Origin of the sequence: Archangium primigenium (assembly GCF_016904885.1) — a bacterium.
In the GTDB taxonomy this organism is placed as follows: domain Bacteria; phylum Myxococcota; class Myxococcia; order Myxococcales; family Myxococcaceae; genus Cystobacter; species Cystobacter primigenius.
In genome coordinates, this window is sequence record NZ_JADWYI010000001.1 from 3,302,339 (window position 1) to 3,317,153 (window position 14,815).

Here is a 14,815-nt window from a genome sequence, read left to right on the forward strand (position 1 = left end):
GGCCGTGGGGTAAGGGCGACCCATGAACGTTCAGGTGCTCTTCCACGACAACTGTTTCGATGGGGCCGCGAGCGCGGCGGTGTTCTCCCGGTTCTACCGGGAGCGGATCCGGGCGGATGCGCGCTTCAGCTACCGGGGCCTGTCGCACACCGCCGGCGGGGCCCCCATCGACGCGGCCGTGTTCGCCGGGGCGGAGGAGAACGCCATCGTCGACTTCCGCTACAGCCAGGATGCCCGGCTCACCTGGTGGTTCGACCACCACGTCTCCGCCTTCCAGCAGCCGGGGGACGAGGCGCATTTCCACGCGGACACGAGCGGGCGCAAGTTCCATGACGCGCACCGCAAGAGCTGCACCGTGTACCTGGCGGACGTGGCGCGCGAGCGCTTCGGGTGGGACGCCTCGCCGCTCGCGGAGCTGCTGCACTGGGCGGAACTCATCGACGGCGCGCTTTTTCCCTCCCCGGAGATGGCCGTGGCGCTGCAGGAGCCCGCTCTGCGCATCATGACGGTGCTGGAGGCCACCAAGGCGCCCACGCTCATCCCCCAGGTCATCGAGCGGATGCAGCACGAGTCGTTGGGGGACATCGCCGCCTCGCCGCTCATCGCCGAGCCCCTGGCGCCCCTGCTCGCGCGCCACCAGCGCCACATCGAGCTGGTGCGGGCCCACGCCCGCTACGCGCGCGGCGTCGTCTCCTTCGATCTCGCGGAGCAGGGCGTGGACAGCCTCAACAAGTTCATCGCCTACGCCCTCTACCCCGAGGCCCGCTACACCCTGTGGGTGGGGCAGGGGCCCTCGCGCGCCAAGGTGTCCCTGGGCTCCAACCCCTGGCGGCCCCAGGAGCGGCGGCATGACCTGGCCGCCATCGCCTCGCGCTACGGGGGCGGAGGCCACCCCGTCGTGTCCGCCATCAGCTTCAAACCGGCGGAGCTGCCGCGCGCCCGGGCCGCCTTCTCCGAAATCCTCGCCGAGCTGTCTGACTGATCCCGCCTCACTACATTTTGCGGACCTCGCAAAAATTGCGAGGTTCTACATCGCAACACCTGCGGTGATCTCTTCCCGACATTCCTGCTTCCGGGGGGTTGGCAGGCGGCCTGGCAATTGCTTGGGCAGGATTCGTGACCACCCGCCCCCCAAAATTCCACCCTGAAAGGACTCCAGAGCGGGATTCCTTGGACAGCGGGGGAGCGGACATCCCCCGGCAAGCCCGTCAGATAATGGACGGGTGTGGGTTTTTCTGGGATTTTTACGGGGAGCGTAAAGCGGTGGCGGGGACGGAGCGCGCGGGCGCTCCCCGGTGGAGGGCGGAGCCGGGTGTCATCCCTGATTTCACGAACAGGACTGTCGGATTGAAAACCCAGGTGAATCCAACGGGGCGGAGCGCGGGCTTCACGCTGCTGGAGATGGTGATCGTGCTGGGCATCGTCAGCGTGGTGACGGCCCTGTCCATGGCGGCCTACGACGCGGTGGGCCGGCGGGGAGCGCTGCAGAGCGCCGCCTTCGACATGCAGGGGGTGCTCTCCGCGGCGCGGGCCAAGGCCATGTCCCGGGGCTTCCCGGTCTGGGTCATCCTCTACCCCACGGCGGGGCGTGCCGGGATGACGGACGGGCAGGGCGCCTTCATGCAGGTGGAGGACGCCGCGGGCGCCCACGTGGCGCTGCCCGAGGGGCTCTTCACTCTGCCCATGGAGGTCCGCCGCACCGTCACGGCGCTCTACTACCTGGAGGACTACAGCAAGCACGTGCGCTTCTCGGCGCTGACGCCCGGGCTGGTGGGCGCCTACCGCGAGCCCTTCGCCGGGATGACGGTGCAGACGTGCAGCTTCTGCTCGGGGGGCACGCCGCGGGGCGCCGTGGGCTTCTACCCGGATGGCAGCGCGCACTTCGTGGGTGGTGACGGCCTCTACGTGACCAATCCGCTCAAGCAGTCGCTGACGCTCAGCAACCTGGACCAACGCATGCAGTACCTCTTCGCCATCGCTGGCCCCAGCGGCTACCTGGCCTCCTTCTCCCCCTGATGCGAACCGGAGCCCCCGTCATGGTTTCCTCCTTGCGTCCTCCGCGCCGTCGCATGGCCGCGCGGCGAGGCATCACCCTCATCGAGGGCATGGTGGCCTCGGTGGTGTTGCTCATCGGCCTGGTGGGGGTGTTCCAGGGCATCCTCGTGGCGAGCCGGCAGAACACGCTGGCCAACCTGACCACGCATGCCTCGGGGATCGCCTCCCAGGTGCGCGTGTCGCTGGACGTGATGGGCGCGCTCCGGCTGCTGGGCCCGCGCCCCGGGGGCACGGGGGGCTTCATCGAGACCTCGCGCTGCACCTCCGACGACAACGTCCGGGCGCTGGCCGGGGGCCTGCAGAACCTGACGCCGGGCGCGGACCGATGGACGGTGCGGTGCATCCTCGACCTGGACCAGGCCGAGCGCACCGCCGCTCCGGCCGCGCGCCTGCTGCCGGGCTACCCCGCCCAGGACGCGGAGCGCTTCCGCCGGGTGTTGGTCTGGGTGTCGCGCGTGGACCCCAAGTCCGAGGTGACGGTGGAGCAGATCTCGGTCGTGGTGTCGTGGAACGAGCTGGGGGGCCGCCGCTTCGTCATCCAGCACCTGAGCCTCTACGACTCGGGTGAGTTCGGCAACAAGACCGGTGTGCAGATCTGATGAGGGCCATGACCTCGCGCTCCCCTCGAACGCCTCGCGGCTTCACGTTGATCGAGCTCATGGTGGGCACGGTCACCACCACCATCATCCTGGCCGCCGTGGCGCTGACGGTGCTGGCGGTCCAGGGCTCCTACCAGACCGAGTCGCGCATCCAGGTGGCGGTGGAGGGCTCGCGCACGGCCATCTCCTTCCTCGAGCAGCGGCTGCGGCTGGCCAGCTACGGCGTGGATCCGCGCTTCGCGTTCGACTTCGGCACCGATGCGCTGGACAGCCACGTCAAGAGCAACGAGGTGATCGCGCTGGGCGATGACGTGCCCGTGTCGGTGACCGACGACCTGGCGCTGCGCTACCGGGATCCGGCGTGGCTGCGCCGGGGCTCCCTGGACGGCACGCGGCTGCTGCTGGAGGACGGCGACGTCTTCGACACGGCCTTCCCCGAGGGCCAGCGCTTCATCCTCGCCTGCAAGGGCAGCGGCAACTCGGTGGTGCTGCGGCTCGGCGCGGGAGGCCTCTCCAAGGGGTCCTCGGAGACGAGCAACTTCACCGTGGACGAGACGCTGTCCACCTCGCGGCGCAGCGAGGCGTGCCTGTCCAAGCGCGACAGCACCATGCCCATGGTGCTGCTGCTGCACGAGGTGCGCGTGCGCATCGTGGACCTCAACGGGCGGCCGTTCCTGATGGCGTTCTCCACCCTGGAGAACCTGGACCCCGCCAAGGCCGTTCCCCTGGCCGCGGACGTGGAGTCCTTCCAGGTGGCCTACCTGATGAACCGCCCGCAGCCGGACAGCGCCTTCCGGATGGCCCCGGCGGTGGATGCCTCGTCCAATCCCGCCAACTGGGTGTTGGGGGACGTGGGCAGCGCGGAAACCGAGCGCATGCCCAACCCGGGCGCCGTGCCCGTGCCGCGCTTCGGCACGTCCTACGACGATGCCTCGCGCTACAACGCCCACCCGGCCAACATCCGCGCCGTGCGCGTGAGTGTCACCGTGCGCTCGACCAATCCCGAACTCCGGGGCCGTCGTGGCTTCCTCCGCGTCGACCTGGAGGACTCCCCCGAGCACGCGACCGAGGACGGCTACTACCGCACCACCCTGACCACCACCGTCCGTGCGCCGAACATGATGTCCCGTTCCGCGTTCATCCCCGACTTGTCACGCTCCGATGAGCCCGAGCAGTCCAATCGGCTCGTGTGGGGAGGCTGATCTCCATGACCCTGTACTCCAGACCCCGGGCCGCGCGAGGCAACGCCCTGATGATCACGCTGGTGGCGCTCTCCGTGCTGATGCTGTTGGTGGGCGGCGCCATCCAGTTCACCAACCGCAACCGCGAGGCGGCCACGGAGAAGATCCGCGGCGATCGCATCAGCCTGTGCGCGGACGCGGCGCGCCGCCATCTGTTCTCGCGTCTGACGCTGCACGGCTCGCCCACCGAGTCGTTCGAGGCGTTCGACGTGCAACTGCTCGACAACCCGGACAACACCGCGCGCACGAGCATGCAGATGGCGCACTACGGCGCGTACGTGGACCCCGAGGATCCTCTCAACTCCAAGGCCAACCTCACGGTCAAGGAAGTGAGCATGGAGACCCTGGGCGAGTCCAAGTCCCAGGTGGCCTCGGTGGGCAACGTGTTCGGACCCGGGAGTGGCTCGGTGGGCGGGCGGTACTACCGCGCGGTGGTGCGGTGCCAGGAGCCCTCGGCCAACCCGAGCATCCGGGGCCGTGAGTTCGAAATCGAGTTCCTCTTCCGCTACGGCTTCTGAGGGAATGCCCATGTTCCGCAAGCTGACGTTGTGCCTTGTCGTCGCCATGGCGGCGCTGCTCCGGGCGGACACCGCGGCGGCCGTCGATCAGGCGGCCTGCTGTCTGCCCACCACCTCCCGGCTCGATTCGCTGATGAACCCGGTGCAGGGCGGAGACGAGAAGTTCTTCTCCAAGACGAGCGGCCCGCCCAACATCCTCTTCATCATCGACACCTCGGGCTCGATGCACGCGTGGCCCACCACCTGGCCCACCACCCGCGGGTGCAACCACGCGTTCTTCAACGAGCTTGGCTACAAGCCGGACGAGGTCTACCCGCGCCTGTGGACGGACCTGAACACCCAGTCCAACGACTGGTTCGCCACCAGCAAGTACTACACCGCGCCCACGGCGGGCTATGGCGTCGCCTTCCAGACGGCCCCGGTGAGCACGTCGTGGGCGAACGTGAACGATGCCTGCGGCACGGCGGTGTCCTCCAACGCCCAGGAGCGCGCGGACTGCCGCCAGTGCCTGGATACGAAGGGCTATTACATCCAGGACGGCACGGCCAGCAAACGCCGCGTCAAGGGCAACTTCCTCAACTTCTACGCGCCGCGTGACTCGGGCGCCGTGAAGGTGCTGGCCGACGTGGTGCGCGACCTGAACGGGGTGCGCTTCGGCGTGATGGCCTACGAGACGGCCACCTACAGCAACTGCTGGGGCCCCAAGTCCAACCGGCCCACGGCGCAGTGTCTGTGCATCGCCCAGAACACGGGCCCCACGTGTGACAAGTCCTACCCGCTGGACAACACGTCCTCGGAGAGCAACCGCAGCGCCTTCCTGCGCAACCTCACCAACCAGAACGGTCCCCTCAACGGCCTGGGGTGGGACAGCTGCAACACGCCGTTGTCGGACGCGCTCTACGCGGCGGGCTACTACTTCCAGTCCAAGTCGAGCCCCACGCCCTTCACCACGATGTTCGGCTCCACGCACGCGCAGCCCGTCAACGGCGGCAACGACTACACCAAGACGGACGGGGTGTGCTTCGAGTGCGGCTTCAACGCCGTCATCCTCCTGACGGACGGCGAGCCCTACGACGAAGGGAAGATCCTCACGCTGCCCGCGGCCATCCGCAACGACACCACGCCCTGCACGGGCTGTGGCACGTCCAGCGCGCTGCACAAGGTGGCCAAGTTCCTGTGGGAGAAGGATCTGCGCGCCGACAAGGACGGCCAGCAGAGCGTGGCGACCTACACCATCGGCTTCTCCGAGGACGTGGCCTCCAGCAAGCTCTTGCAGGAGACGGCACGGCTGGGCGGTGGGTCCTTCCACTCGGCCCGCAGCACGAGCGAGCTCAAGCAGGCCCTGGTGCAGATCCTCGACAACATCAACAGCCGCAGCAACGCGTTCTCCTCCGCGGCGGTGAACAACCTGCAGTCGCAGGGCTCCTCGCAGCTCGCCATCCTCCCGCGCATGGTGCCCTCGCGCAGCCGGGGTTGGGCGGGCAAGCTCTACCGGTTCGAGCAGTTCAGCGAGTTCGTCGAGGACGTGGACAAGAACAACGACGGCGACCGCAACGACATCTTCCTGGTGGACAAGCAGGGCAGGCCGGTGGCGGAGAACGACGAGGGCGAGTTCCGCCGCGTCGCGTCCTTCAGCACGCCCACCACGCCGGCGGTGCTCGCCGAGAAGGCCGAGCCCTTCTGGGAGGCGGGTGAGTCGATCGCCGCCATGGAGGTGGCCGACCGGAAGATCTACACGGTGACGGACAACGGGCGCGTGCGCGGCGGCTCGAAGGATGGGTTGATCAACCAGGACGACGGGCTCGTCGAGTTCAACCTGAACAACTTCGATGAGCTGCGCCAGTACCTGTCGGTGACCGGGGCGCCCATCTGCCCCACCGGCCTGGGGACCACCTACAAGCCCGGCCTCCTGCTGGAGAAGATGAAGGTGACGTTCCTCGAGGCCGCCGTGCTCATCAACCGCGTCAAGCCGTCCCTGGTGGTTCCGGAGTTGTCGACCCAGGCGAACTACGACCGGCTGTGCGCGGCCCTCATCATCCAGTACGTGCGGGGCCAGGACCTGTTCGACGAGGACGGCGATGGGCTGCGCTCCGAGATGCGCGCGTCCGCGCTGGGCGACATCTTCCACTCCACGCCCGCGGTGGTGAATCCGCCGGTGGAGAAGTTCATGTGCGAGCTGGGTGTGAGCACCCAGTGCGTGCGGACGCTCTACGCCAACAACGTGAACCGGGGTGACACGCCGCTCATGGACGAGCGCGTCACGCTCGATGGCTGCCAGGCCGGCGCCACCGAGCAGAAGACCATGGATGCCTACAGCGCCTACCAGTACAAGCAGCGGCTGCGGCAGCGCCTGGTGCTCGTGGGCGCCAACGACGGCATGCTGCACGCCATCCGGGACGCCACGGGCGTGGAGAGCACGGACTGCAGCATCGCGTACCCGGCCAACAGCCTGAACGCGGGCAAGGAGGCGTGGGCCTTCATCCCCTCGGACCTGCTCCCGCGGCTGCAGGAGATGATCCAGGGCCACGCCTACTACGTGGACGGCGACATCATGGTCCGCGACATCTGGGTGGACGAGAACAACGACAACAAGAAGTCCTCCAACGAGTTCCACACCGTGGCGGTGGTGGCCGAGGGCCGCGGCGGAACGCACTACTTCGCCCTGGATCTGCGCTGGGACCCGGGCACGCAGGGCGCGGTCGCGGCGCCCCGGTTCCGCTGGATGTTCCCGCAGCCCTGCACCGACGAGGCGATGGTGTTCGGCAAGACGCTCTTCAGCTTGAGCGGTAAGCCGCCCCCCATCGGTCCCGTGCTGCTGGACTCGGTGACGGGCATCGAGCGCAATGGCGGCACCAAGAGCGCCGAGCGCTGGGTGACGATGTTGTCGGGCGGCTGGTCTCCGGGCGGCGACAAGGGCCGCGGCGTCTACATGGTGGACGTGTGGAACGGCAAGCTGGGCACCCGGAAGGACAACCTGCTGTGGAAGTGGGAGTACTCGCCCTCGACCTCCAACGCCGGCAACAAGCCGCGCGAGCACATGCGCTACGGCTTCGTGTCGCCGGTGCAGATGACGGACTACGGCGACAACCAGAAGCCGTCCTTCGACGGGTTCGCGGACACCGCCGTGGTGGGTGACCTGGGCGGCCAGTTGTGGACGCTGCGCTTCTTCACGCCGGGCATCATCGGCAGCGCGGGCCTGGTGGAGAACTGGAGTGGTGCCCGCTCCTTCTCCATGGATCGCCAGGACACGGCGCCGGGCGGCTCGGAGGACATCAGCAAGCGCGCGCCCTTCTTCTACTCGACGGAGCTGGCCCTGCAGCTGGACAACAAGGCGCTGCGCGCCTTCGTGGGCACGGGCAACCGCTACTCGGTGCTGGATGACGGCGTGGGCGTCTGCCGCTTCGACAACCCGCAGGCCTGCTCGAAGCTCGGCTGCACCAAGACCCAGGTGGACTACAAGGTCACGCGCAACAGCGCCGACGTCCACCAGGTGACGAGCAACTGGGACAACCGCCTCTACAAGGGCGGCACGACCCGGACGTTCAACACCCCCGCCAGCTACGACTACTGCGGCTCGGCGACCAACTCGAGCTTCATCAAGGCGTCGTTCGAGGAGCGCGACACGTACTCTTGCCCCAAGCCGACCTCGGGTTCCGCGAACTACGAGTTCGCCAACACCTCCGTGGAATGCGGTCAGCAGTCCGGCACGGGCGTGTTCGACTGCCGCGTGAAGGAGCCGGGCACCACCCTGTACATGGGGGACGTGGACGTGAAGACGCCGGCGTCCACGGCCGCGCTCGGCAAGAACCGCTTCTTCGGCCTGTGGGCCTACGGCGGCAACCGCGTGTTCGACGAGAACCCCGGCAGCGCCTCGCCCAAGCAGGCCCGGGAGTTCGACGCCATGCGCCTGACGGATCGCGGCGGCGTGAGGGGCTCGGGTGACCTGGTCAACGTGACGGACGTGTCCTGCACCACGGCGGGGGCCTGCACGTGCGCGACGTCGAGCACCACGTGCAATCCCGCCAAGCCCATCGCGGCGCCGGAGGACGCGGGCTGGTTCTACGAGTACGAGGGTCTGGCGCACAAGACGGCCAGCGGCTCGTCGGTGTTCGCCAGCTGCACGGTGTGGAACTCCATGTACTCGGCGCCGGCGGTGTCCACCAACCCGCGCCAGTCCGCGGCCTGCTCCGGCTCGTTCACGAGCAAGGCCCGGCTGTACCAGGGTGACTTCATCTCCGGCGCGCCCAACTGCGCGGTGGGCTTCGCCAACCCGGCCACCAACACGTTCTCCCGCTACCAGGAGCGCTCGGTGGTGGCCCCGCCGCCGGATCCCGCCATGTCCATCCAGGTGTCCAAGGCGGGCGGCGTGCGCTACAGCACCGTGTTCTTCGAGCCCGGGCCCAACCGCGATCAGGCGAGCCAGATGGAGGTCTCGGGCCGCAAGGACATCCTGCAGTACATCTACGAGCTGCCCGTGCCGCGCGGGCTCCACAACTGCCGCCACGTGTCGGTGAACGGCGGCCGCTCCACCTGCATGCCCTCGGAGATGTAGTCCCCCCCAGCGCCCGTCCTCGGCCCCGGGTCCTCCCCGAGGGCTCGGGGCCGGGCGCTCGGCCGGCGGACGGACGGGCCCCCCTGTGTCCTTCCGACGTCCCGTGGAATGCCGTAGCCTGTGTGTCCCCATGTTCTGGCGCGGTTCGTTCGCCTTGTGTCTCGTGTGGTTGAGTGCGTGTCAGCGGACGCCCCCTGCGGTGGCGCCGCCCGTGGCCGAGGCCCCGCCCGTCGCGGCCGCCGCGCTCCCCGCACCGCCCGTGCCTCCCGCCTTGTCGCTCTGCGAGCCGCGGGGCCAGACGCCGCTCGACGCGGCCTCGCGCTACCTGGACGAGGGCCGGGCCCAGGACGGGCTCGCGTGTGCCGCCCAGGCCTCCGCCCTGGCGCCGAGCGAGGCGGCCGCCCATGCGATGCGCGGGGAGGCCCTGGCCGCGCTCGAGCGCACGGCGGAGGCGCAGGTGGCCTATGCGCGGGCCCTGGCGCTCGATCCCGACGCGCCGGAGGCCCTGCTGGGCGCGGCGCACCTCTATGCCGTGCAGCTGCCCTCCAGCCGCGAGCACGACGAGTTGGGCTCGCTCTACGCCGAGCGGGGGCTGGCCCTGGCGGGCCTGGAGCCGGGGTGGCGCGAGCGCTTCGCGCTGCTGGCCTCCATCGCCTTCAATGACCTGGGGCGCTCGGGCGAGGCGCTCCAGCGGGCCCGCCTGGTGCTCCAGCACCAGCCGACCGACGCGGAGGCGTCCTACGAGGAGGCCCTGGCCCTGTTCGAGCTGTGCGAGTTCGCCAAGGCGCGCGTGGCCTTCTCCCGGCTGACGGGGGACGAGGTGCGGGGGGGCCTGGCGCACCATCACCTCGGGCTGCTGCTCGAGCGCGAGGGGAAGTGGGCGCAGGCGCGGGTGCACTTCGACAAGGCGCGGGCGCTCTCCCCCGAGGAGTTCCCGGCCCCGCCCACGCCCTCCGAGGCGGAGTTCCGCGAGGAGGTGGCCCGGGCGGTGGCCGCGCTGCCCGAGGACATGCGTCGGGACCTGACGGGGGTGCCGGTGCGGGCCGAGGAGCTGCCCGCCCAGGACGACCTGCTGTCGGGCGAGCCGCCGCTCTCTCCCACCATCCTGGGCCTTTTTCGCGGCCCCTCGTTGCGCGAGGCATGTGATGGTAGGGAGACGCCCTGTCGTTCGGTGGCGCTCTATCGGCTCAACCTCGCCCGCGCGGTGCGCACTCGGGAGGAATTACGGGAACAAATCAAGGTGACGCTGCTTCACGAGGTGGGACACCTCCGGGGCGAGGACGACCAGGAGCTGGCCGCCCGGGGCCTGGAGTGAGCCCGCCCCGCTCGTCGTCGTCGTCCGGGCTGCCCCTCGTCCGGGTGAGCCTCAAGGGCGCCAAGTCCCTGCGTCGGGGCAACCCCTGGGTGTACCGCACCGAGCTGCTGGAGCTGCCCGACACGCAGGAGCGGGGCGCCGTGGTGTCGGTGGTGGACCCCCAGGGAAACCCCGTGGGCCAGGCCTTCTACGCGCAGCACTCGCCGCTCGCGCTGCGGCTGCTCACGCGCAAGGGGCACGCCGAGGAGAAGGTGGACGAGGCCTTCCTGCGCCAGCGCCTGGAGTGGGCGCTCGCGCGGCGCGCGCCCCTGCGCCCGCGCGACGGCCTGCGGCTGGTGCACGGCGAGGCGGACCTCCTGCCGGGCCTCTTCGTGGACCGGTATGGGTCGGGCCTGTCGGTGCAGACGCTCTCCGAGGGCATGGACGCGCGCAAGGAGTGGGTGGCGCGCACGCTGGCGCAGCTCACCGGCGCCACGCACGTGGTGTGCCGGGACGACGCGTCGGGCCGGGACTTCGAGGGCCTGCCGCGCGAGGCGCGGCTGCTGCACGGGGAGGGGGAGGCGCGCTTCGGCTACCACGAGGGGGAGAACCTCTTCGAGGTGAACCTCCTGGGCGACATGAAGACGGGCGCGTTCCTGGATCAGGTGGACAACCACCTGCGCGCGGGCGAGCTCGCGCGGGGCGCGGCGCTGGACCTGTTCAGCTACCACGGCGGGTTCGCGCTCGCGCTCAGCCGCGCGTGTGACTCGGTGGTGGCGGTGGAGCAGGACGCCACGGCCGCCACCCGGGCCCGGGAGAACGCCGCGCGCAACGGGCGCACCAACGTGACGGTGGAGAACGCCAACGCCTTCGACGTGCTGCGCCGCTACTCGGAGTCCAGCCAGCGCTTCGACACGGTGGTGGTGGATCCGCCAGGGCTCGCCAAGCGGCGCGAGGGCCTGGCCACCGCGCTGCGCGCCTACCACGAGCTCAACCTCCGGGCCATCAAGTGCCTGCGTCCCGAGGGGCTGCTCGTCACCTGCTCGTGCTCGGGCAAGCTCGGCCGCGAGGAGTTCGAGGAGATGGTGCTGTCGGCCGCCGCGGATGCCAAGCGGCCGGTGCAGATCCTGGAGCGCCGGGGCGCGGGGTTGGATCACCCGGTGCTCGGCGGCCTGCCGGAGACCGAGTACCTCAAGGCGTTCTTCATCCGCGTCCTGTAGGCCCCGGTCCGGGCGGAACGGGCGGCGCGCGGGGAGGGGGGCTAGATGCCCATCTCCGCGCGCAGCCGCTTGACCTGCTTGAAGTACTCCGTGCGGGGGAAGGGCACGTTGAGGATGTGGAAGTCCTTCTTGGACAGGCCCACGCACCCGAAGCAGTAGTTGCAGTCGGACAGGTTGCGGCAGAGCACCACGTAGGCGCTGCCGGTGCAGTTCTCGCTCTGCACGCAGTAGGCGCAGTGGTGGCACTGCTTGCAGTCCACGCAGTGCGAGCAGTTGTTGCACAGCTCGCAGCGGGTGCAGTGGGTGCACTGGTAGCAGCTGTCGCAGTCGCGGCAGAACATGCAGTTGGCGCACCGCTCGCAGCCCTCGCACGCGTAGGAGCCCGGGTTGCCGGGATCCGCCGTGTAGGAGCGGGCGAGCTGCTGGTACTGCTCCATGAACTCGCGTTTGCTCATGGCGGCCACTTCCTCGCGCGCCTGCGCCTCCTCGCGCGCGTCCGGCACGCTCGTGCGCACCGCTTTGTCCTTCGCCACGGATGCTCCTTTCATTGCACGCCGGGGGAGGGGAGGGGCTGGTCCAATCGCGCCAGCGCCGCCAGGTCCAACCCGCGTGCCACCCGGCGCACCTCCACGGTGCCCGGAAAACCTCGGCTGCTCACCGCCACCACGTACCGGTTGCCCACCAGCAGACTGGCCTCGGCCAGTCCGTTCGACTCGTCGTAGCGTACGAAGCCCACGGCCTCCTTGTCCTTCCAGAAAATGGGGGCGGTGGGATCATTCAGGGCCCGGTTCCGGGCCCCGTTCGCCGCGGCGAGGATGGCCTGGCCCAGCTTGGTGGCCAGCGAGGTGTCCACGATGCGCACCTTCACCTCGCGCTCCTCGCCGAGCGTGAAGCTGCGCTCGGCCTCGCTCACGGACACGTCGCCATAGCGTCCGGTGGAGCCCGCGTCCCGGGTGCGGGGCAGGCCCTCGATGCCCCGCGGCAGGAAGGCGCGCAACTGCTCGAAGTGGGCGCAGGGGAAGGCGGCCGGGGCCGCGTCCTCCGCGACCGCGGGTGTTGCCTTTCCACCGTTGGTGCAGGCCGTGCCCACGAGCCAGGTGAGGAGAACCAGGGGGCGGAGGGGGAAATAGTCGCGCACGGGGGAATCAAAGGGTATCCCCGTTCCGCGCGCAATGGACCTCTCGAAGCTCAATCCCCCGCAGCGTGAAGCCGTGGTCACCACCGAGGGTCCGCTCCTGGTGCTGGCCGGAGCGGGCAGTGGCAAGACCCGCGTCATCACCCACCGCATCGTGCACCTGCTGGACAAGCGGCCCAACGGCCTGCTGGCCCGCAACATCCTGGCGGTGACGTTCACGAACAAGGCCGCCGAGGAGATGAAGGAGCGCCTGGTCCACATGGCGGGGCCCCGGGCGCAGAACGTGCTGGTGTGCACCTTCCACGCCTTTGGCGCGGAGATGCTGCGCGAGGACATCTACCGGCTGGGCTGGCCCAAGAAGTTCTCCATCGCGGACCAGGGCGATCAGGCGGCCATCATCAAGCGCGCCATGCGCGAGCGGCGCATCGACGACCGGGAGTTCGATCCGCGCAAGGTGCTCGGGCTCATCTCCAAGGCGAAGAACGCGGGCAAGACGCCCGAGCCGCTCGGCGAGGGGCTGGGGGACGACTACGATCTCATCGCCCACATGGTCTACGAGGCCTACCAGCTGTCGCTCAAGGCGCAGGGCTCGGTGGACTTCGACGACCTGCTCATCCTGCCGACGCGCCTTCTGCGCGAGCACGAGGACCTGCGGCAGAAGTACACCGCGCGCTTCCGCTACCTGCTGGTGGACGAGTTCCAGGACACCAACCAGGCGCAGCTCAACCTGCTCAAGCTCCTGGCCAGTGGCGAGACGCGCAACGTGTGCGCCGTGGGCGACGACGACCAGTGCATCTACAGCTGGCGAGGCGCCGAGGTGCGCAACATCCTGAGCTACGACAGCTACTTCCCGGGCGGCAAGGAAGTGCGGCTCGAGCAGAACTACCGCTCCACCCAGACGGTGCTGGACGCGGCCAACGCCGTCATCGGCAAGAACCCCGAGCGCAAGGCCAAGCAGATGTGGAGCGAGCGCAAGGGGGGCGAGCGCCTGCGGGTGGTGTCGGCGCCCACCGAGGAGGACGAGGCGCGCTACGTGGCGCAGGAGATCTCCCGGCTGGTGGCCGAGGGCGTGCCCATGGACGAGATCGCGGTGCTCTACCGCGTCAACGGCCAGGCGCACCCGGTGGAGGAGGCGCTGCGCGAGAAGAACCTGCGCTACGAGGTGCTCTCGGGCAGCGAGTTCTTCGACCGGCGCGAGGTCAAGGACGTCGTCGCCTACTTCAAGCTCATCGCCAACCCGCGGGACGAGACGTCGCTCCTGCGCATCATCAACGTGCCGGCGCGGGGCATCGGTGACGTCACCATGGAGCGGCTGGTGGCGCACGCGCGGCGCGACAGCGTGTCGCTCTGGGGCGCCATGGAGCGCTCGGAGGGCTACGCCGACCTGCCGGCCGGGGCGGCCCTCAAGGTGCGCGAGTTCCAGCGGCTCGTCGAGCGCTACCGGGAGACCTACGAGCACGGCAACCTGGCCCAGGTGACGCGCCAGCTCCTCGAGGAGATTGGCTACAAGGACGACGCCAAGTCCCTGACGAGCTCGCAGGCGAGCGCCGAGCGCAAGCTGGCCTCCATCGACTTCGTCATCAACTCGCTGGAGAACTTCGAGAAGCGCGAGGGGCCCAAGGCGAGCCTGCTCACCTACCTCAACCGCCTGAGCCTCGACACCCGCCAGGAGGAGGAGGTCCCCGGCGCCAACAAGGCCATCACCCTGATGACGATCCACGCCTCCAAGGGCCTGGAGTACCGGGTGGTCTTCTTCATCGGCATGGAAGAGGAGCTCATGCCCCACAAGGGCATGCAGGGCGAGGCGCAGAACCTCGAGGAGGAGCGCCGGCTCTGCTACGTGGGCATCACCCGCGCCAAGGAGCGGCTCTACCTCACGCGCTCCGCCATGCGCGTCAAGCGGGGCAAGGAGGTGCCGCGCACCCCGTCCCGCTTCCTGGAGGACATCCCCCCGGAGCTGGTCGAGGTGGTGGACCTTGACGCACCGCGCAAGGGGCCGCCCACCGAGCAGGAGCAGAACTTCTTCGCCAACCTGAAAGCACGCTTCAAGGCCCCCCAGGCGGGCGGGGGCGCCACGGGGGCCGGCCCCTCGGCCCCGGGACCCACTCGGGCGGTGCGCTAGGGCGAAGTGCGACCTTGACTTGCCTCCCGCCCCCCTCTAAGACGGTCGGCCTTTCCGGGCCCACGTGGAAGTTCACACG

11 protein-coding genes are annotated in these 14,815 nt (G+C 69.5%); 9 read left to right on the forward strand and 2 right to left on the reverse strand.

The annotated features are described in order from the left end of the window. Positions 1 to 22 precede the first annotated feature (22 nt). From I3V78_RS14005 to I3V78_RS14040, 8 genes are all read left to right on the forward strand, one after another. Positions 23 to 982 (forward strand): DHH family phosphoesterase, encoded by a 960-nt coding sequence (locus I3V78_RS14005; RefSeq protein ID WP_204488036.1) that lies wholly within the window; start codon positions 23 to 25, stop codon positions 980 to 982. 365 nt (positions 983 to 1,347) lie between these two features. After that, positions 1,348 to 2,016, forward strand: a complete 669-nt coding sequence (locus I3V78_RS14010; RefSeq protein ID WP_204488038.1) for a pilus assembly FimT family protein — start codon at positions 1,348 to 1,350, stop codon at positions 2,014 to 2,016. A 20-nt stretch (positions 2,017 to 2,036) separates the two neighbouring features. Beyond that, on the forward strand, positions 2,037 to 2,654 hold the full coding sequence (locus tag I3V78_RS14015; protein WP_204488041.1) for a prepilin cleavage protein: 618 nt from the start codon (positions 2,037 to 2,039) through the stop codon (positions 2,652 to 2,654). A gap of 8 nt (positions 2,655 to 2,662) precedes the next feature. Further along, positions 2,663 to 3,856 carry a prepilin-type N-terminal cleavage/methylation domain-containing protein gene (locus tag I3V78_RS14020; RefSeq protein ID WP_204488043.1) on the forward strand — a complete coding sequence of 398 codons (1,194 nt, stop codon included), beginning with the start codon at positions 2,663 to 2,665 and terminating at the stop codon, positions 3,854 to 3,856. Between the two features lie 5 nt (positions 3,857 to 3,861). Beyond that, positions 3,862 to 4,413: a hypothetical protein gene (locus I3V78_RS14025; RefSeq protein WP_204488045.1), complete on the forward strand. Its 552-nt coding sequence runs from the start codon at positions 3,862 to 3,864 to the stop codon at positions 4,411 to 4,413. A gap of 10 nt (positions 4,414 to 4,423) precedes the next feature. Further along, positions 4,424 to 8,965, forward strand: a complete 4,542-nt coding sequence (locus I3V78_RS14030; protein WP_204488047.1) for a PilC/PilY family type IV pilus protein — start codon at positions 4,424 to 4,426, stop codon at positions 8,963 to 8,965. Positions 8,966 to 9,164: 199 nt separating this feature from the next. Next, a complete protein-coding gene (locus I3V78_RS14035) occupies positions 9,165 to 10,280 on the forward strand; it encodes a metallopeptidase family protein (RefSeq protein ID WP_338023570.1) in 1,116 nt (371 codons plus the stop codon). Further along, positions 10,277 to 11,479, forward strand: a complete 1,203-nt coding sequence (locus I3V78_RS14040; protein WP_204488052.1) for an RsmD family RNA methyltransferase — start codon at positions 10,277 to 10,279, stop codon at positions 11,477 to 11,479. Before I3V78_RS14035 ends, I3V78_RS14040 begins: the two co-directional genes overlap by 4 nt. A gap of 41 nt (positions 11,480 to 11,520) precedes the next feature. On the opposite strand, the gene I3V78_RS14045 is transcribed toward I3V78_RS14040, so the two are convergent. After that, positions 11,521 to 12,027, reverse strand: a complete 507-nt coding sequence (locus I3V78_RS14045; protein WP_204488054.1) for a caib/baif family protein — start codon at positions 12,025 to 12,027, stop codon at positions 11,521 to 11,523. Continuing rightward, positions 12,024 to 12,617, reverse strand: a complete 594-nt coding sequence (locus I3V78_RS14050; protein ID WP_338023572.1) for a hypothetical protein — start codon at positions 12,615 to 12,617, stop codon at positions 12,024 to 12,026. Before I3V78_RS14050 ends, I3V78_RS14045 begins: the two co-directional genes overlap by 4 nt. Before the next feature lie 34 nt (positions 12,618 to 12,651). On the opposite strand from I3V78_RS14050, the gene I3V78_RS14055 reads away from it, so the two are divergent. Then, positions 12,652 to 14,736 carry an ATP-dependent helicase gene (locus tag I3V78_RS14055; RefSeq protein ID WP_204488056.1) on the forward strand — a complete coding sequence of 695 codons (2,085 nt, stop codon included), beginning with the start codon at positions 12,652 to 12,654 and terminating at the stop codon, positions 14,734 to 14,736. Positions 14,737 to 14,815: the final 79 nt, after the last annotated feature.